We start from the raw sequence: 19521 nt of genomic DNA on the forward strand, positions 1-19521 counted from the left end.
ACACAGGCACACAGGCACACAGGCACACAGGCACACAGGCACACAGGCACACAGGCACACACATTTGAACAATGCCGAAAGTTAACACTACCATTATGGATTTCATCATTTTTTAAGGTTTTCCAGTGCTTTCCTTATCATAATACACACCTAATAATATTTTTAAATTTTGCACAACAAATAAAACCTGTATTTTTAATAAAAATAACTAAAGCATATGGTAATATTCTTGAGTTAATACATATTCTTTTAAATATTAGACATAATGTTTTCAAAATTATGATGGCGCTATTCGGTTTAATAATATCTAATAACGTGGCGTCAATTTTATCTGCTGTAACAACAAAAGAGATTTATGGTAGTGCGCCATACTTAACTTTTGATGGTGGACGTTCGCATGCTGATTCTGTTTCTCCATTATTGTCAATTACGCTGCCTGATAATAAAGTTATTAATGCATTAGAAGATGAATCAAGTATGGAAAGTCCGATAATATTAGATAAAAAATCTGCTACTTTTGCTGATATAAAAACATTGGTACCATTTAAAAACTATCCAAATATATTAACCGATGAAGTTATTGATAATAATGGTTATTGGCAAGATGATGATGGCGATAAGCTTAATCACACAAGCACAAGTAAATTAACTATTAACTGGCAAAATTTGGAAGGTCAAGATATAACTAGTTATGTAAAAAACAACTCAAATAGCGTATTGAATGGGTGTGATGCGCCTTATAAACTGACCTTAAAATTAGATGATATTGAAATAGTGACTCAATATGGTATACCATCAAAAAGTGGTAAATTTACAGGTGGGAAACATACCTATTATATTTATCCTAAAATTGATAAACCTAAGTTTTGTTACGCAAAACCGAATTTAGAGTTTGATCTTCATTCTAGCGAACTCCCTTATGACGGCGCGATTTCTTCTATTAACGCAGGAAATGGCGAGTGGAATAAGCATAGGGGGTTTTATGCTTATAATCCAGCGAATTCTGGAGCAAATTTTCCAACCACAGGATCTCATAATTTATTTTTTTACTTGAGTGTTGCAGGAATGAAAGCACAAGATATTGTGAATAAGAATGGTCGAACAATTTCGAAGGGAGGGGTAACATTAGCGTTAAATGCTGAAAATACGCTACCGACAGGGTTAGTCAAAATTACCTTAATGGGCCCTAAGGAGAATAACCCTGGTTCCTTTATTCCTTCAACATTTTATTTACACGATAAAAACAATGGCCCATTGTATAGTTTTAGATTAGAGCGTTGGTATGTAGCTAAAAAAGGCGGTGCAGGCGGTTATCAAAATGCTGTAACGTTTTGTAATAATTTTAATGGTGGCGGGTATCGTGTAATTAAAGTGCTGGACTTTTCTAATTCAAATCGAGCAGGAAGTGTTGATTGGCAAAATGGTATAATAGACGAAACTTATTTACGAAAAATTAGTTATAAAGAAAATGGTTATTGGATGGGAGGATTACTTAGCGAATGGGGGCGTATGACTCAAATTTACTACAAAGACAGTGATTGGGAGTTTTTTCAAGTAGGTGATCCGGAGTGGAAGGATGCAACTAACCGTGCATATTATTGGACATCAGATCAAAAATACAAGGGCACTAATTTTGTTGTAGAGGCTAATAATGGGCTTGTTGGTGATAGAGGGCATTCAGATCAAGATTATAGAGTAGCCTGCGTTACTCCTTAATTTGTAGTTATCATCTAAAACAGATCTAATCATGATTATTTAGGCAAGTAAAGAACCCAATTTTTGTCTAGATAATCAATAGAGTTCATACAGATGTAAACTAAGAACTAATCTGATTGCTAATTAGTTTTTAGACAATACGCCAGCAAATGCTACTTTTCTTATTTAAAAAGTAAAATGTTTAACAACTATTGATCACACACTTTAATAGAAATTAGTTTTAGATTTAAAAATACTTATGAATATAGTTAACAATAAACTATATTGTTATAAAGTGAGTTTTGTATCAAAAAAATATTCTATAATTGTGAAAAAGCATTGATATTAAAAGGTGATAAATAAATGGAAAAAAAAATTGGTTTTATTGGTTTAGGTAACATGGGAAATGCCATATTGCAAGGTATTTTGGGTAGTAATATTGTGCCAGGAACACAAATTTATGTTTATGATCATCATCCGGAAAAAGGTCAAGTTCTTAATCAAACTTATTCAGTCAATAATCTCGATTCAGCAAGAGATGTTGCTCGTGAGGCCGATATAGTTTTTATTGCGGTTAAACCTAATGTGATTGTTGATGTACTTGTTGATATTCAAAAAGAGTTAAAGAAAAATACCATCGTTATTTCAATTGCGGCAGGTGTTACCATTAAAACAATTGCTAAATGTGTAGGTTATGAGCAAAAAATTATACGAGTTATGCCAAACACACCAGCACTTGTTAATGCCGCAATGTGTTCAATTACTCCCAATACCGAAATTACGGATGAAGAATTATCTGCTGTTCAACAATTATTAAATTGTATTGGTGAAACAGAAGTTGTTCCTGAAGATTTAATTGACGCAGTTATTGGTGCAAGTGGATCTTCCCCCGCTTTTGTGTTTATGTTTATTGAAGCACTAGCTGATGGCGCGGTTAAAAGCGGATTATCAAGAAAACAAGCTTACAAGTTTGCTGCCCAAGCAGTTTTAGGATCGGCAAAACTATTATTAGAAACAGGTAAACATCCAGGTGAATTAAAAGATATGGTCTGCTCACCTGCTGGCACTACAATTGAGGGAGTGCAAATGCTTGAAGCTAAAGGCTTTCGGTCAGCTGTGATTGATGCTGTGGAAGCAACGGTTAATAAATCTAAATATCTTGCGGAAAAGTAAATATAAAATTATCTATATTTTATATTTATTAAGTAATTTTAATGGCATTGCAAAACAAAAAATATGATTAAATATTAATCATTGTTGGGCGTGAGCAATATAGAAAAAGTGTTTAATGAAGAGTGAATAAAACATCTTTCTTTAGCTATGAACAATATTAATTTAAAAAATGGCAACAAATACTTGATGATTTGAATAGGTAAAATAATAACTAGTAAATTAATACTAGTTATTATATTGTTGATGTGCGAAAATATTTAACAAAATATTACAGACTTTTAATTTTCGATTATCAGCTATAAATTTAACTCTATCAATATAATTCATAAATAAAAAAGCTAAATTTACAAATCTTAACAAAAAATAAGTTTATTTACTTTAAAGCGATACGTTTTTATGTTTATAATCTAATGCATTATTTATGCTAGTTATTAGCTATTTATTTCAGGCTCTAAAAATAAAATATATTAAAAGTGAATTAAGAAAGAGTAATTAATAAATTATTAGTTACTAAGCTTGTTAATTTAATTTTATAAAGACAAAAGCAAGTGGGAAATTTTTGAAAAATGAGATAGGAAATGATATAATGAAGAAAGAACAGCACACAGCACACAGCACACAGCACACAGCACACAGCACACAGCACACAGCACACAGCACACAGCACACAGCACACAGCACACAGCACACAGCACACAGCACACAATTTGAACAACTAAAAAAAATAACTTTACATATACCGCTGTTTTTTAAAGTTTTTATACAATTTGTTTGTCATCAAGCTTGTTTGTGCATAATATCACCCAATTCACAGATTAAACGTTATATTTCCCAAGCAATTTGGGCATTATTTGGATTAATGATATCGAATAATGCTATGTCAGCATTATCCGCTGTGACGGTAAAAAAGATCCATGGTAGTTCGCCCTATTTAACCTTTGATGGCGGTGCGACTCATGCAGATTCAGTTAGTCCCTTATTATCAGTAACATTGCCTGGAAACAAAATTGTTACTGTATCAAATGATAGCTCAAGTATGGAAAAACCATTAGTATTAGATAAACTTTCAGCCACTTTTTCAGATATCAAGACATTAGTGCCTCATGAAAATTATCCAGAGGTATTGGCAGATAAAGTCATTGATGACAATGATTATTGGAAGGATGATGATGGCGATACATTTCATCGTGTCAATTCGAGTAAATTAAAAATAAAATGGGAAAATATAGAAGGGCAAGATATTACTGATTATGTGAAGCACAATGCCAATAGCTTACTCAATGGGTGTGATGCACCTTATAAATTGACGTTAGAAGTTGGGGATATGAGTATTGAAACAGAATATGGCATACCATCTCAAGGAGGTCATTTTACGGGAGGAAAACATACCTATTTCCTTTATCCAAAGGTAGATAAACCTAAGTTTTGTTACGCAAAACCAAATTTAGAGTTTGATTTTCACTCGGGTAAAATCCCTTATAATGGTGCGATTTCATCTATTAACGCAGGTAATGGCGAATGGAATAAGTACAGAGGATTTTATGCTTATAATCCAGCGAATCCTGGGGCAAACTTTCCAACCACAGGCTCTCATAATTTATTTTTTTACTTGAGTGTTGCAGGAATGAAAGCACAAGAATTTATTAATACGAATGGTGATACAATTTCCAAAGGAGGAGTAACGCTCAAATTACATAGGGAAAATAGTTCTCCTACTGGTTTAGTCAAAATTACCTTAACGGGTCCAAGTTTAGAAAATCCCGGAGCTTTTACACCTTCGACATTTTATTGGCGAGATGCAAATAATCAACCATTATATAGTTTTAAGCTTGAGCGTTGGTATATAGCTAAAAAAGGTGGTGGTGCAGGTGGGTATCAAAATGCAGTAGCATTTTGTAATAATTTTAATGGTGGTGGGTATCGGATAACAAAAGTACTTGATTTTACTAATGGAAGGGCCAGTAGAGTCAACTGGCAAATAGGTATAGTTGAACCGTTTTATCTAAGAAAAATTAGTTATAAAGCGAATGGTTATTGGATGGGGGGATTATTTAGTGAATGGGGGCGTATGACACAGCTTTACTATAAAGACAGTGATTGGGAATATTTTCGTGTTGGCGATCCCGCTTGGGGAGATTCTAGAGCCATTTATTGGACTTCAGATGATCAAAATCGTTGGCACTATAATTATGTTGTAGAGGCCAATACTGGTGGTGTTGGTGATAGAGATCATTCGGATCAAGATTATAGAGTAGCCTGCGTTACTCCTTAATTGGTATTTATGTTTTGAACATACATTTAATTGTAACTATTTAGCAGGAAAAGTCTCTATCTTCTGCTAAATAGTTGGTCGCATCAAATACAGAAATTACTGATAAAGAATTAATTATTTTACAAACATTACTGAGTTTTATTGTTAAAACCGAGATTGTGCTAAAATTTAATTGGTATCGTTGTTAGTGCAACTGGAAAGATTCTAGCTTTTTGGTTAATATTTATTAATGAGTTAATTGATGGCTCTGTTAAATATGGATTATTAAGAAAATAAGCTTTAAATTTATAATGTTATGTGATTGGATTAGCAATTATTGATTGTTTTATTTGTGAGTGACTAATAAATCTTTTAAAAGATTGCTTGCATTAGTAAACTAATTATGAGTAAATAGACCCAAGCATACGACATGCGGATTTATTTTGTAACATTTCGATATATGTAGTTTGTAGTTTACTATGTCTTAAAGATTAGTTTTCTTCAGTATCTTCTTCTTAGTGTTAATGAGTAATCTAGGTTTTATGTTTTTGAATATAGCCTTAGTGGCTAAGATTAATTTATTTATAGGAAGATTATTATGTCTAAGAAAACTGGTCAAGTTAAGTGGTTCAACGAAAGTAAAGGTTTTGGTTTTATTTCACCTGCTGATGGTAGTAAAGATGTATTTGTACATTTTTCGGCAATTTCTGGTGATGGATTCAAAACGTTAGGCGAAGGTCAACAAGTAGAATTCTCAATTCAAGACAGTCCTCGTGGCCCTGCGGCAGCAGATGTAACCATTATCTAAGATTTACGCCTTATCTTTTATTATCTTATCAGTAAACATTTACTGGTAAGATGTTTAGTTATTAGACTTCCCGCCTTAAATCCTTTATCATTAATTAGCTATTTTATAACATAGATTATTCTCATTTTTAATGAGGTCATGAATAAACATATGATACAAAGAAAATAATGAAAAAGTTAGTATTATCTATTGCATTATTAGGTCTTTCGTCGGTTGCTATGGCTGATTCATCTCAATCATGTAATGCTTATTTTGATAAAGTTGACAGTATAGTGAAAGCTATCCCTGAAAATACTGCAACAAAGCAACAAACCAATATGATAAAACAAAATTTAGAAAACGCTAAACAACAAATTCCTTCAATGCCAGAAACTGAACAAGAATCAGCTTGTAAACAAGGCATCAATTTACTTAAACAAATTGATGCAATTTTAATTAAAAAATAAGTGTTTTATAAGCCAATTTATCATTGATTATGACGAAAATCCCAAGGGGCTATTGGATATTTATCTTTCCATAGCCCTTTTTTGTTTTGTTTTGCATTTTCCTCTAATTTTACCATTATCTTGTTGTCAGCGATCCCTTTATAACGATAAGCCCAAGCATAACCACTTTCTACCATTTTGGCATTGATATTCACCTTATTAAAAAAGATAGTACCTAAAGTTCTTTTATAGATATCTTTTTTATTTTCTTTAACAAAAACATTTTTACCCGCAATGAGTGAGGCTAAATGTTCTCGTGATGCATCACCAAAGGCTTGCCCTCTTTCTGGCGCATCAATATCAAGTAATCGAACACGAATTTTTTGCTTTTTTACCGTCAAAATATCTACTGTGTCTCCATCAATCACTCTGACAACTTTACCACTGAAATCGGCATAAGCTAGTGTATTTGATAAACAAAACAAAATAATAAAAATCAATAAGTGTTTTAAACAATTCATGATAAATAAAAAAGGTATAATTATTTGTAGCATTATACATTGATTATTGAAACTTATGACATTGTGATGATATTTTTACTTGATAGTTAGTCGTTTATTTCATGACTGCTTATGTGTTTACACTATGATAAGCAAAATCTAACTTAGCAATGATAAATTATTTTTAATAAGAAAATAGCATTATATTCAGCCACACTTATATTGTGTATGGCTGATTGAGGTAGGGAGACTTTTAAATTAAAAAGTATTGGTATCTTGGAATAAACCTACTTTTAAATCAGATGCTTGGTAAATTAATTTTCCATCAACAAAAACTTCACCATCACCAATACCCATAATTAATTTACGGTTAATTACGCGTTTAAAATGGATTTTATAAGTCACTTTTTTATTTGTTGGTAATACTTGTCCGGTGAATTTTACTTCACCAACACCTAAAGCTCGTCCTTTACCTTTACCGCCAATCCAGCCTAAATAAAATCCCACTAATTGCCACATAGCATCAAGTCCTAGGCAGCCAGGCATAACTGGATCGTTTTTAAAATGACATTTAAAAAACCATAAATCAGGATTAATATCAAGTTCCGCCTCGACAAAACCTTTACCAAAATTACCACCGTTTTCATTCATCTCGATAACACGATCCATCATTAACATTAAATCAGATGGTAATGGAGGACCATCATGGCCAAATAGTTCATTATTTCCTGATTTAATTAAATCTGCTTTATCGTACGATGATTTACGTTCAAATGTCATAAAAAAACCTTTTATTTAATATAAATTAAAACATGCTTAAAAAAATTGAAAGTTACCTAGTTCTTATTTATTCCATAATGAATAAAATTTTGGGCTAAAGTTTATTGGGTATTGTTACTTTTTGCAATATTTTTGCCATTTAGTTAGCCAACTATCTTGTTTTTTGTCTTGTAATAATGCTGCCTGCATACGTGCGTGAATTAATTGGTAAAGATTGATATTACTTTTATCTTTATACGGAATACCTGTAAGCAAATAAAGAGCATCGGCAATATGTTCAACTGTCCATATTGAAAACTTCTCTTGTTCAATAGCTTCAATGACTTTATCACTTAAACTTAGATGGCGTTGATTGGTAGCTGGTATGATCACTCCTTGTTGACCTGTTAAGCCTTGATGCTGACAAACGGCAAAAAATCCTTCAATTTTTTCGTTAACACCACCAATTGCTTGAACATGACCAAATTGATCCACTGAACCGGTTACAGCCAATTGCTGATCGATAGGTTGCTGAGATAAAGCGCTAATGATTGCACAAAGTCCGGCAAGTGAAGCACTATCACCATCAATTTCACTATATGATTGTTCAAAAACCAAAGAAGTCGAAAAAGGTAATTGGTGATTAAATGCAAACTCAGACATGATAAAGGCCTGCATTATCATCATTCCTTTTGAATGAATATTACCAGCTAATTCTGTTTTGCGTTCAATATCAATGAGTTCACCATCGCCAAAATGAATAAGGCAACTTAAACGTGTCGGTTCACCAATCGCTTTTGGATGTCCAGGATATTCAATTACCGATAAACCATTTATTTGTCCAACGACTTGATCTTTCGTATTAATCATTATTTGATTACTAAAGATTTCATCATGCACTCTATCTTGCAAATAATCTTCGTGCCATGACTTTTTCTTTATCGCAGTTGTAATCGCTGATTCATCTATTACATTATTTTGCATAAAGTAAGTTGCATTGACTAATAATGAATTAACCCAATCAACAGACAAGGGGAGGTAATATTGGTCACCAGTATAGCGAGTTGCTACTTTGTAAATTTTTGCTATAGCCGAGGTATCAATATCAGGTAATTGCTGTTTATGGGCAATAAATTTTAAGTATTTAACCCAGTGTTCAAGTTGTTCAGATGATTTAATCTGTAATTCATTTTCAAATTCAGTGTAAATAGATGTTGAATAAAATTCAGGTTCGAAATCTTGTAATTCTGCTAAACTTAATCTATCCCCGACTAAAATAATACGTAAATCAAGTGGCATAGGCGGAATAGATAAGGGTAGAGGATGAGATTCGTCAGATGAACTCCACTCAAATTCTTGTTTTATGACCATTTGCTTTAGCTTTGTCCATAGCGATGGTTGGCTAAGTAACGAGCGAAGACCTAAAATTAAAACGCCACCATTAGCACGATGAACAAGGCCTGCTTGTAATTTAATTGGACCATGTTCAGGTTGTCTAACACAACCAAAAAGTTTTTCAGTATCAACAGAAGAGGCAAATAAACAATTGTCTTGAGCTGCAAAATTATCTTGCTTGCTTTTCGCTTTGGTTAGTGTAATTTTACTTTCGCTAAAAAAATAACTATAACCGAGCGGGGCTGGTGATAAATCACATTTAATGGCTTGCCTTAGTAAATCAAAAAGAAGCTCACTTTCAGGTGCTTTAAGCAATATAAAACGTGGGCTATAACATTCTCTTTTTGGGGAGCATAACAGGGATAAAGCAGATGCAGCGCGAGGTTGCCACATGAGTAAATGTTCTGATTTTTCTGATGCTAATACTGTTGAAGTATTCGTCGTGTTTTTGCGTTTAGAAAAATAAGATAAATCAGGTTGGATTTGTTGTGCGTTGAGTTGTGTAATGGCCAAAATTATTGTCTTTTTGTTAGCTTATTTCATCTTGAAATTATAACAAGTATCCGAAGTATCGCCAACAGCTTACCAAAATCTTTATGCTAACAAATAAAAAATTTACAGAAAGATTTTTCAAAATCAGGTAAACTAAGTCAAAATTTATTGTTTATTTAGCTTCACTATCACCATTATCAACGACTAAACATGCTCAAAATCAAAAATACTTACTTCAAAGACGATCGTGCCTCACAAATTGTTAGCTGGGGGCATTGGTTTACGTTGTTTAATATTTTTGTTGTAATTTTGCTTGGTAGTCAATATTTACTTATTGCTGATTGGCCTCGTACTTTTATGGGACGGTTTTATGCAATCATTAGTGCTATTGGCCATTTCAGTTATTTGACCTTTGTTGCTTATTTAGTTCTACTTTTTCCGTTAAGTTTTTTTATTCATTCGTCTCGATGGCAAAGGATTATTGCAACGATCTTTGCAACAGTCGGTATTTCGTTACTGATTATTGATATTGAAGTTTTTTCGCATTTTAGAATGCATCTTAATTTGTCGATTTGGCAATTATTCTCATCGCAAAAAGTTTCTTATTTAAGTACGGTATTTATTGCCATTCCCTTTGTTTTATTGATTGAGATTTTATTTTCATTATGGAGCTGGAAAAAACTACGTAGCTTAAATAAACGCAAATGCTATGCAAAACCAGTAGTGATTTTTTTTATTATTTGCTTCGTTGCCTCACATTTGATCCATAGCTGGGCTGATGCTAATTTTTATCGACCTATTACCATGCAACGCTCAAGCCTTCCGCTTTCTTATCCTTTAACTGCTCGCCATTTTCTTGAACGATATGGCTTTATAAAAGAAAACGGTTATCGCGATCGTGTTGCTCAAGAAGGCAATCCTTTTGCGATGGCAATTGAATACCCATTAGGACGCCTTGTTTATGATAAACAACCGATAAAAAATAATGTGCTTATGATTGTTATTGATGGGTGGAATACAAATTTATTAACTAAACATATGCCTAGGTTGAATGCATTTGCTCAAGATAATATTACCTTTACAAATCATTATGGTGCAAGTAATCAGTCATATTTGAATGACTTTTCATTATTTTACGGATTAGATCCTAACTACTATAATAGTATTTTAGTTGGACATAAACCTTCAGTATTGTTCGAGGTTGTGACTAAACAGCGCTATAATTTAGGTCTGTTTTCAGCAGACGGTTTTGCTGAACCTTTATATCGTTCTGCATTATTATCTAATTTTTCAATACCAGAGCCTAAAAAACAATCCAATAAACAAATAACCGAAAATTGGAGAGCATGGCATGAAGAACAGAATCATCTTGATAATCATGCACCTTTATTTTCTATCATCCAATATTCGTTAGGTGATAAAAACAAAAAAATTGCGATATCTGATCTTCAATCAGAAGCTAAAAAGTTAGATCAGTATATTGAATCCTTAATTGCTTATTTAAGATTATCGAATGCTTACAATGATACGGTGATTATTATTACTGGTACGAATGATATTAAAATTGACGAGGTGAAGAAAGTAGCATCACGCAATACAAGTAGTGGCTTTAAGAGGGAATCATTAAAAGTACCATTGATTATATCATGGCCGAATAAAGAAAGTGCTCAAATAACAGAAGCAACTTCGCAAACTGATATTATGCTTACATTAATGCAAGAGGTATTTTATGTTACTACGCCACCTCAACAATATAGTCAAGGTAAAAACTTATTTACTCGAAAGCCTAGACAATGGCTAGTTGCTGGTGATGAAAATACTATAGCTGCACTTTATGATGATAAAACGGTTGTTTTAGATGCTTTTGGTCGTTCTAAAATTTATGATATTAATGGTAAGTTGCAAAAAGAAGAAAAAATTAGCTTACCAATCTTTTTGCAAATCGTCACTGAAAATCGCCGTTTTATGGTCGTGGATAATTGATTTAGCTTTTGAATAGAATAATAAAAAGAGGTGAATTACTTCACCTCTTTGCCCATTGCTTGTAAATCGGCATGATAAGACGAACGCACAAAAGGCCCGCAAGCAGCATGGGTAAATCCCATATTTAATGCTGTTTGCTTCAATTCTTCAAATTCTTGTGGTGACACATAACGTTCAACTGGTAAATGATATTTACTCGGTTGTAAATATTGGCCCAGCGTTAACATAGTCACACCATGACTACGTAAATCCTTTAATACTTGAATTAACTCTTTGTTTGTTTCACCTAGTCCAACCATCAACCCCGATTTTGTTGGAATTTCTGGATGCCGCTCTTTAAACCTAGCCAGTAATTTGAGGGATCCTTCATAGTTAGCACCAGGACGGATCTTTTTATATAAACGTGGGATATTTTCTAAGTTATGATTAAACACATCAGGTGGGTTATTGCTTAACACTTCAATTGCTTCATTAATACAGCCACGAAAGTCAGGTGTGAGTGTTTCAACTTTTATATTTGGGTTTAATGCTCTAATTTCTCGAGTACAATTAGCAAAATGGCTAGCTCCACCATCTTTTAAATCATCCCTATCAACCGAGGTAATAACAACATAGCGTAATTTCATTTCTTGAATGGTTTGCGCTAGCTTAATTGGTTCTTTACTGTCTGGTGGTAATGGTCTACCATGAGCTACATCACAAAATGGGCAACGGCGGGTACAAATATCGCCCAAAATCATAAAAGTAGCTGTACCATGGTTAAAGCATTCAGCTAAGTTAGGGCAAGAGGCTTCTTCACAGACTGAATGCAATCCATGTTTGCGCATGGTGTTTTTGATATGTGCAATATTATCAGAGTGAGCAGATAGCTTAATTCGCATCCATTCAGGTTTTTTAAGTGGCGTTGCATCTTCTAATGTGATTGTTGGGATTAAGCGTGTTTTGTCAGCATCACGATATTTTGAGCTTCTGAGTGTTATTTCATTATTTTGCATAATTGGTATCTTATTTTTGAGGTAACTGCTTAATAAAATTATTAGTTAATAGTTGTTTTATCTCTTTATGATTAATTTGAGACACATATTCTTTTAGTTGCGTCATTTGTAATCCGGCGTAGCCACAAGGGTTAATGTTATTAAAAGGGGAAAGATCCATATCAACATTGAATGCAAGCCCATGTAAAGTGCAGCCACGACTGATATGCAAACCAAGTGAACAAATTTTTTTTTCGTTAATATATACTCCCGGTGCATTAGACTTTGCATGAGCTATAATACCATAATGGAGTAATGTTTGAATGACACTATTTTCTAAATAACTAACTATATCTCGGATACCTATCTTAAGTCTTTTTAAATCAAATAAAATATACATGATTTGTTGACCTGGAGCATGGTAAGTAATTTGACCACCGCGATCGGTCTGAATAACTGGGATATTTGTCCGATTTAATAAATGTTCTGCTTTACCAACTTTACCTTGGGTAAATATGGGTTCATGCTCGACTAACCAGATTTCATCAAGAGAATGCTCATTACGTTGTTTTGTAAAGTCATGCATAGCTTGATAGGTATACACATATGGTTTAATTTTTAAGTCTTTGATTATGACATTATTAATGATCATAGTTTTTTCTATTGTCTTCAAGTAATATTATCGAAATTTTTACAAGTATATAACAGATTTCATAATAATTTGACAACTTGTAGTTATTCTCAGTATAGCTGCTAGGAATAATATTTAAATTTATTATTAAGTAAAATTTAGTTATTTATCAGATAAATAACATTTATTTTATTATTAGTATTGGAATAGTTGATTAATTTGATAGGAATTAACATTCTTTTCTAAGCTTTGGTTTGCTTTACTTTTTTTATGAAAGTGGCAGACTTATGCGATGAAACTCCATAATGCAGGGTTGTAATTTATATAGTTATTTATAGCTAAGGATAGCAAATACTGCATTTTTCTAAACAAAAAAGAGGTTTTTATATGTCGGATATGCAAGTGAATGATATCGATCCCATTGAAACACAAGATTGGCTCAAGAGTCTTGATTCAATTATTCGCGAAGAAGGTATCGAACGTGCACAATATATTATTGAACAAATAGTCAATAAAGCGAGAGATGGTGGTGTTCCACTACTTTTTGGTTCTTCAACAAGTAATTATGTCAATACTATCCCAGTAGAAGAACAACCTGCTTATCCTGGCGATTGGGAAATAGAACGCCGCATTCGTTCAATTGTTCGCTGGAATGCAATTATGATGGTGCTAAGGGCATCAAAAAAAGATCTGGAACTAGGTGGTCATATGGCATCGTTCCAGTCTGCTGCTACGTTTTATGAAGTTTGCTTTAACCATTTTTTCCGTGCACGCAATGAAAAAGATGGTGGTGATCTAGTTTATTTCCAAGGGCATATTTCACCAGGTGTTTATTCACGCGCATTTATTGAAGGTCGTTTAACCGAAGAACAACTTGATAATTTCCGCCAAGAAGTACATGGTAAAGGACTGCCTTCTTACCCTCACCCTAAATTACTCCCTGAATTTTGGCAATTCCCAACAGTATCAATGGGGCTTGGTCCTATTAGTGCTATTTATCAAGCACGTTTTTTAAAATATTTAGAAAATCGGGGACTGAAAGATACTTCTGAACAAACTGTCTATGCTTTCTTAGGCGATGGTGAGATGGATGAGCCTGAATCAAAAGGCGCAATTACCGTTGCAACACGTGAAAAACTGGATAATTTGGTATTTGTTATCAACTGTAATTTACAACGTTTAGATGGACCGGTAACAGGCAACGGTAAGATCATTAATGAATTAGAAGGTGTTTTTGCTGGTGCAGGCTGGAATGTGATTAAAGTTCTTTGGGGTGACCGTTGGGATAAACTTCTACAAAAAGATAAATCTGGTAAGTTAATTCGACTAATGAATGAAACACTTGATGGTGATTATCAAACATTAAAATCAAAAGACGGTGCTTATGTTCGCGAGCATTTCTTTGGTAAATATCCTGAAACAGCAGAGCTAGTTAAAGATATGACTGATGAAGAAATCTTCAGATTAAACCGTGGTGGTCAAGATCCAGCTAAAATGTTTGCAGCATTCCAACGAGCAAAAGAGACTAAAGATCGTCCAACAGTCATTCTTGCTCACACAATTAAAGGCTATGGTATGGGTGATGCAGCTGAAGCTAAAAATATTGCCCACCAAGTGAAAAAAATGAATATGGATGGCGTTCGCCATGTTCGTGATTTCTTCAATATTCCTGTAACAGATGAAGCACTTGAAAAATTACCTTATATCAAATTTGAGGAACACACGCCAGAATACAAATATATTCATGAACGTCGTAATGCATTACATGGCTATGTTCCATCAAGATTAACCAAATTCTCTGGTACGATCTCTATTCCATCATTAAGCGAATTTTCGTCATTACTTGAAGCACAGTCAAAAGAAATTTCAACCACAATTGCGTTTGTCCGTGCACTTAACATCATGCTTAAGGATAAAGAATTAGCACCACGCTTAGTACCTATTTTGGCTGATGAAGCGCGTACTTTTGGTATGGAAGGCTTATTCCGTCAAATTGGGATTTATAATCCACATGGGCAACAATATACGCCACAAGATAAAGAGCAAGTTGCTTATTATCGTGAAGACGAAAAAGGTCAAATTTTACAAGAAGGGATTAATGAATGTGGTGCAACGGCTTCATGGTTAGCTGCTGCGACATCATATAGCACCAATGATTTCCCAATGATTCCATTCTATATTTATTATTCTATGTTTGGTTTCCAACGTATTGGCGATTTAATGTGGGCAGCTGGCGATCAACAAGCACGCGGATTTATGATCGGTGGTACATCAGGTCGTACAACATTAAATGGTGAAGGCTTACAACATCAAGATGGTCACAGCCACATTCAATCATTAACCATACCTAACTGTATCTCATATGATCCTGCTTATGCTTATGAAGTTGCGGTTATTATGCAAGATGGTTTACGTCGTATGTATGGCGAACAAGAAAACGTTTACTACTATATTACAACACTCAATGAAAACTATGCACAGCCTGCAATGCCAGAAGGTGCAGAAGAAGGCATTCGTCGTGGTATTTATAAACTTGATACTGTTGAAGGTCAAAAAGGTAAACCGACTGTTCAGTTATTAGGTTCTGGTTCGATTTTACGTCATGTACGTGATGCGGCTGACATCTTAGCTAAAAACTATGGTATTAGTTCTGAAGTTTATAGCGTAACATCATTTACTGAACTTGCTCGTGATGGTCAAGATTGTGAACGATATAATATGTTACATCCAAGTGAAACACCAAAAGTGCCTTATGTTGCTCAAATTATGAATAACAATCCAGCAGTGGTTTCAACTGATTATATGAAATTGTTTGCTGAGCAAATTCGTGGATTTGTACCAGCTGAAAGTTATCGAGTGCTCGGTACAGACGGCTTTGGTCGCAGTGATAGCCGTGAAAATTTACGTCATCACTTTGAAGTCGATGCATCTTATGTTGTGGTTGCAGCATTGGGTGAACTTGCTAAACGTGGCGATATTGAAGTTAGCGTTGTTGAAGATGCGATCAAAAAATTTGAAATCAATGCCGATAAACTTAATCCACGAATTGCATAAGAGGTTATTATAATGAGTATTCAAATCAAATTACCTGATATCGGTGGTGACGAAGTAGAAGTAACCGAAATTCTGGTTAAAATAGGCGACAAAGTTGAAGCTGATCAGTCAATTATGACTGTTGAAGGTGATAAAGCATCAATGGAAATTCCAGCACCACAAGCTGGTATTGTTAAATCTATTTCGGTAAAAATTGGCGATAAAGTCCAAACGGGTGTGGACATTATGGTCTTTGATGAACAGGGCGGTGCAGAGCCTGCGGCTCCAGCACAAGAAGCACCAAAAGTTGAAGTCGCACCAACTGCTGCTGTAGTGAGTCAAACTGTTGATGTCAATGTACCTGATATCGGTGGCGACGAAGTTGAAGTGACCGAAATTTTAGTAAAAGTTGGCGATACTATATCTGTTGATGATTCGTTAATTACCGTTGAAGGTGATAAAGCTTCAATGGAAGTACCCGCAACCATTGCCGGCATCGTTAAAAGTATCACAGTGAAAGTGGGCGATAAGGTGAAAACAGGTTCCAAAATTATGGAATTTGAAACCACAACTAGTGCAGCGCCAGCTACTCAAACAGCGCCGGTTGCTCCAGCACCTGTTGCTGAAAAAGTCGCACCAGCGCCTGTTACCGCACAATCAGCGCCTGTATCATCAGGCAATGACTTTGTTGAAAATGATGCTTATGCGCATGCAACTCCATCAGTACGTCGTTTAGCGCGTGAATTTGGCGTAAATCTTGCTAAAGTCACCGCGACAGGTCCTAAAAACCGTATTTTGCGTGAAGACATTCAAGCCTACGTTAAAAACGCAGTTAAACAAGTTGAAAGTGGCGCTGCTGGTGGGGCATTACCTGGTTTATTACCATGGCCGAAAGTTGATTTTAGTAAATTTGGTGAAGTTGAAAGCCTACCATTAACTAAAATCCAAAAAGTATCAGGTGCAAATTTACACCGTAACTGGGTCATGATTCCACATGTGACGGAGTTTGATGAAACCGATATTACTGATTTAGAGGCATTCCGTAAGCAACAAAATGCAGAAGCTGATAAGAAGAAGCTTGACCTTAAGATCACACCTTTAGTGTTTATCATGAAGGCGGTAGCTAGCGCATTAACAGCGTATCCTCGCTTTAATAGCTCATTATCTGAAGATGCTCAAACGCTAATTATCAAAAAATACATTAATATTGGTGTAGCTGTTGATACACCAAACGGTCTTGTTGTGCCAGTGTTTAAAGATGTTGATAAAAAAGGCATTGTTGAGCTTTCTCGAGAACTTGCGGCAATTTCTAAAAAAGCGCGTGAAGGTAAATTGACTGGTAGCGATATGCAAGGTGGATGTTTCACTATTTCTAGCCTTGGTGGTATTGGTACAACCTCGTTTACACCAATTGTCAATGCGCCAGAAGTGGGCATTTTAGGCGTATCTCGTTCTAGCATGAAACCAGTATGGAATGGCAAAGAGTTTACACCACGCTTAATGTTGCCTTTATCATTATCATTCGATCATCGTGTTATTGATGGTGCGGATGGTGCGCGCTTCTTAAGCCATATTGTTAACGTCTTATCCGACTTACGTCGTTTAGTGATGTAATTAAGGAGATCAAATTATGAGTCAAGATGTTAAAACACAAGTTGTGGTTTTAGGAGCAGGACCAGCGGGTTATTCCGCTGCGTTCCGCGCAGCCGACCTTGGACTAGATGTTACCCTTGTTGAACGTTATTCAACACTGGGTGGTGTCTGTTTAAATGTAGGTTGTATTCCATCAAAAGCATTACTTCATGTTGCTAAAGTAATGGATGAAGCAAAATCATTAACTGAACATGGTATCCATTTTGGTACCCCGAGACTTGAATTAGACAAAGTGCGTGGCTGGAAAGAAAAAGTCATTAGCCAGCTGACTAACGGACTTGCTGGCATGGCAAAAATGCGCAAAGTCAATGTGATTCAAGGTGAAGCTCAGTTTACTGGTAGCCATACTATGGAGGTGACTTCTTCAAAAGGGATCACTAAAATTACCTTTGATAATGCGATTATTGCAGCGGGTTCTCGTCCAATTAAGTTACCTTTTATTCCACATGATGATCCGCGTATTTGGGATTCAACAGATGCCTTAGCGCTAACCACCATTCCTAAAAAATTATTATTGATGGGTGGCGGAATTATTGGTCTTGAAATGGGGACTGTATACCATGCATTAGGTTCAGAAGTCGATGTGGTTGAAATGTTTGACCAAGTGATCCCAGCTGCTGATAAAGATGTGATCAAAGTCTTTACTAAGCAGATCCAAAAGAAATTCACTTTACGATTAGAAACCAAAGTGACCACCGTTGAAGCCAAACATGATGCAATTTACGTCACCATGGAAAAGAAAGACGGCACCACCGAAACCCATACTTATGATGCGGTATTAGTGGCGATTGGTCGTACGCCAAATGGTAAGTTAATTAGTGCAGAAAAAGCAGGTGTTAACGTTACTGATCGTGGATTTATCGAAGTGGATAAACAGATGCGCACTAACGTACCACACATTTATGCCATTGGTGATATTGTGGGTCAGCCAATGCTTGCGCATAAAGGTGTACACGAAGGGCATGTGGCAGCAGAAGTGATTGCTGGTAAAAAACACTTCTTCGATCCAAAAACCATTCCTTCTATTGCCTATACTGAACCTGAAGTGGCGTGGGTGGGCTTAACTGAAAAAGAAGCGAAAGAAAAAGGCATTGATTATGAAGTATCAATCTTCCCATGGGCTGCTTCAGGGCGCGCTATTGCTTCGGATTGTTCAGAAGGGATGACAAAACTCATCTTTAATAAAGCAGATAATCGCTTGCTAGGTGGTGCGGTTGTTGGCGTGAATGGCGGTGAATTACTAGGTGAAATCACCTTAGCTGTTGAAATGGGCTGTGATGCCGAAGATATTGCATTAACTATCCATGCTCACCCAACATTGCATGAATCGATCGGCTTAGCTTCTGAAATTTATGAAGGCTCAGTCACCGATTTACCTAATGCCAAAGCAAAGAAAAAATAGTGACAACAAGTCATTAATTTACTTAGTAAAATGCCATTAGCTCAAACTAACGGCATTTTTATTTGCCTTAAAATAAATTTGTTTGTCAAAACGCTTCAGAAAATAAAGTGTTTTAATAAAACTTAATTAAACATACTTTGTATGGATCTTAATAAAATTGAATGAAAGAGTAGGTAATCTATTTGTCATGATAGTTTGCGTAATTGCTAATATTTTTCATTTAAATTTAATCGTCCTAATTTTAGTGTTTTTTTTCACAATTTTGGGATTTAACTCAACTCCAAGATTCAATTTTTAATTAATGATTAAGTATATTTCTTTAACTGTTCAATATATCATATAGCAAA

General features: G+C 34.8%; 14 protein-coding genes. 9 read left to right on the plus strand and 5 right to left on the minus strand.

All coding sequences use genetic code 11. The features are described 5' to 3' along the window. Nucleotides 1-315 precede the first annotated feature (315 nt). The 5 genes from A9G40_RS02960 to A9G40_RS02980 all read left to right on the plus strand — a co-directional run bounded on the left by A9G40_RS02960 (nt 316) and on the right by A9G40_RS02980 (nt 6373). Nucleotides 316-1716: a hypothetical protein gene (locus A9G40_RS02960; protein WP_141675176.1), complete on the plus strand. Its 1401-nt coding sequence runs from the start codon at nt 316-318 to the stop codon at nt 1714-1716. Between the two features lie 342 nt (nt 1717-2058). Continuing rightward, the gene (gene proC, locus A9G40_RS02965; RefSeq protein ID WP_065581832.1) at nt 2059-2868 is read left to right on the plus strand and encodes a pyrroline-5-carboxylate reductase; all 810 of its coding nucleotides are present in this window, start codon (nt 2059-2061) and stop codon (nt 2866-2868) included. Between the two features lie 586 nt (nt 2869-3454). After that, on the plus strand, nt 3455-5140 hold the full coding sequence (locus A9G40_RS02970; RefSeq protein ID WP_065581833.1) for a hypothetical protein: 1686 nt from the start codon (nt 3455-3457) through the stop codon (nt 5138-5140). 577 nt (nt 5141-5717) lie between these two features. Then, nucleotides 5718-5927: a transcription antiterminator/RNA stability regulator CspE gene (cspE, locus tag A9G40_RS02975; protein WP_034909833.1), complete on the plus strand. Its 210-nt coding sequence runs from the start codon at nt 5718-5720 to the stop codon at nt 5925-5927. 167 nt (nt 5928-6094) lie between these two features. Beyond that, nucleotides 6095-6373, plus strand: coding sequence for a DUF5339 domain-containing protein (locus A9G40_RS02980; RefSeq protein ID WP_065581834.1), 279 nt, complete (start codon nt 6095-6097; stop codon nt 6371-6373). Between the two features lie 20 nt (nt 6374-6393). Here A9G40_RS02980 and A9G40_RS02985 read toward each other — a convergent pair whose 3' ends face one another. The 3 genes from A9G40_RS02985 to A9G40_RS02995 form a co-directional block, all read right to left on the minus strand. Beyond that, a complete protein-coding gene (locus tag A9G40_RS02985) occupies nt 6394-6873 on the minus strand; it encodes a thermonuclease family protein (protein WP_065581861.1) in 480 nt (159 codons plus the stop codon). 237 nt (nt 6874-7110) lie between these two features. Further along, entirely contained in the window at nt 7111-7632 is a 522-nt protein-coding gene (fabA, locus tag A9G40_RS02990; protein ID WP_065581835.1) for a bifunctional 3-hydroxydecanoyl-ACP dehydratase/trans-2-decenoyl-ACP isomerase, read from the minus strand. A gap of 114 nt (nt 7633-7746) precedes the next feature. Continuing rightward, a complete protein-coding gene (locus A9G40_RS02995; protein ID WP_065581862.1) occupies nt 7747-9399 on the minus strand; it encodes an AAA family ATPase in 1653 nt (550 codons plus the stop codon). Between the two features lie 309 nt (nt 9400-9708). On the opposite strand from A9G40_RS02995, the gene A9G40_RS03000 reads away from it, so the two are divergent. Continuing rightward, nucleotides 9709-11481, plus strand: coding sequence for a DUF3413 domain-containing protein (locus A9G40_RS03000; protein ID WP_065581836.1), 1773 nt, complete (start codon nt 9709-9711; stop codon nt 11479-11481). A 35-nt stretch (nt 11482-11516) separates the two neighbouring features. Here the strand turns inward: A9G40_RS03000 and lipA are convergent, their stop codons facing one another. Together lipA and lipB are read right to left on the minus strand one after the other, a co-directional pair. Then, nucleotides 11517-12476 carry a lipoyl synthase gene (gene lipA, locus A9G40_RS03005; RefSeq protein ID WP_065581837.1) on the minus strand — a complete coding sequence of 320 codons (960 nt, stop codon included), beginning with the start codon at nt 12474-12476 and terminating at the stop codon, nt 11517-11519. A gap of 10 nt (nt 12477-12486) precedes the next feature. Continuing rightward, a complete protein-coding gene (gene lipB, locus A9G40_RS03010; RefSeq protein WP_065581838.1) occupies nt 12487-13107 on the minus strand; it encodes a lipoyl(octanoyl) transferase LipB in 621 nt (206 codons plus the stop codon). Between the two features lie 366 nt (nt 13108-13473). Here lipB and aceE point away from each other — a divergent pair, with 366 nt between their 5' ends. The 3 genes from aceE to lpdA are packed head-to-tail and all read left to right on the plus strand — an operon-like array spanning nt 13474 to nt 19174. After that, the gene (aceE, locus tag A9G40_RS03015) at nt 13474-16140 is read left to right on the plus strand and encodes a pyruvate dehydrogenase (acetyl-transferring), homodimeric type (protein WP_065581839.1); all 2667 of its coding nucleotides are present in this window, start codon (nt 13474-13476) and stop codon (nt 16138-16140) included. Nucleotides 16141-16152: 12 nt separating this feature from the next. Beyond that, on the plus strand, nt 16153-17733 hold the full coding sequence (gene aceF, locus A9G40_RS03020; protein WP_081302128.1) for a pyruvate dehydrogenase complex dihydrolipoyllysine-residue acetyltransferase: 1581 nt from the start codon (nt 16153-16155) through the stop codon (nt 17731-17733). Nucleotides 17734-17749: 16 nt separating this feature from the next. After that, entirely contained in the window at nt 17750-19174 is a 1425-nt protein-coding gene (gene lpdA, locus A9G40_RS03025) for a dihydrolipoyl dehydrogenase (protein WP_065581840.1), read from the plus strand. The last annotated feature ends 347 nt before the right edge of the window (nt 19175-19521 follow it).

The sequence above is a fragment of the Gilliamella sp. Nev3-1 genome (genome assembly GCF_001690435.1).
Lineage (GTDB): Bacteria > Pseudomonadota > Gammaproteobacteria > Enterobacterales > Orbaceae > Gilliamella > Gilliamella apicola_C.

What these genes read in the sequence shown, in the direction of transcription:
- proC (WP_065581832.1), top strand. Translation starts at nt 2,059, where the DNA reads ATGGAAAAAAAAATTGGTTTTATTGGTTTAGGTAACATGGGAAATGCC.
- A9G40_RS02970 (WP_065581833.1), top strand. Translation starts at nt 3,455, where the DNA reads ATGAAGAAAGAACAGCACACAGCACACAGCACACAGCACACAGCACAC.
- cspE (WP_034909833.1), top strand. Translation starts at nt 5,718, where the DNA reads ATGTCTAAGAAAACTGGTCAAGTTAAGTGGTTCAACGAAAGTAAAGGT.
- A9G40_RS02980 (WP_065581834.1), top strand. Translation starts at nt 6,095, where the DNA reads ATGAAAAAGTTAGTATTATCTATTGCATTATTAGGTCTTTCGTCGGTT.
- A9G40_RS02985 (WP_065581861.1), bottom strand. Translation starts at nt 6,873, where the DNA reads ATGAATTGTTTAAAACACTTATTGATTTTTATTATTTTGTTTTGTTTA.
- fabA (WP_065581835.1), bottom strand. Translation starts at nt 7,632, where the DNA reads ATGACATTTGAACGTAAATCATCGTACGATAAAGCAGATTTAATTAAA.
- A9G40_RS02995 (WP_065581862.1), bottom strand. Translation starts at nt 9,399, where the DNA reads ATGTGGCAACCTCGCGCTGCATCTGCTTTATCCCTGTTATGCTCCCCA.
- A9G40_RS03000 (WP_065581836.1), top strand. Translation starts at nt 9,709, where the DNA reads ATGCTCAAAATCAAAAATACTTACTTCAAAGACGATCGTGCCTCACAA.
- lipA (WP_065581837.1), bottom strand. Translation starts at nt 12,476, where the DNA reads ATGCAAAATAATGAAATAACACTCAGAAGCTCAAAATATCGTGATGCT.
- lipB (WP_065581838.1), bottom strand. Translation starts at nt 13,107, where the DNA reads ATGATCATTAATAATGTCATAATCAAAGACTTAAAAATTAAACCATAT.
- aceE (WP_065581839.1), top strand. Translation starts at nt 13,474, where the DNA reads ATGTCGGATATGCAAGTGAATGATATCGATCCCATTGAAACACAAGAT.
- aceF (WP_081302128.1), top strand. Translation starts at nt 16,153, where the DNA reads ATGAGTATTCAAATCAAATTACCTGATATCGGTGGTGACGAAGTAGAA.
- lpdA (WP_065581840.1), top strand. Translation starts at nt 17,750, where the DNA reads ATGAGTCAAGATGTTAAAACACAAGTTGTGGTTTTAGGAGCAGGACCA.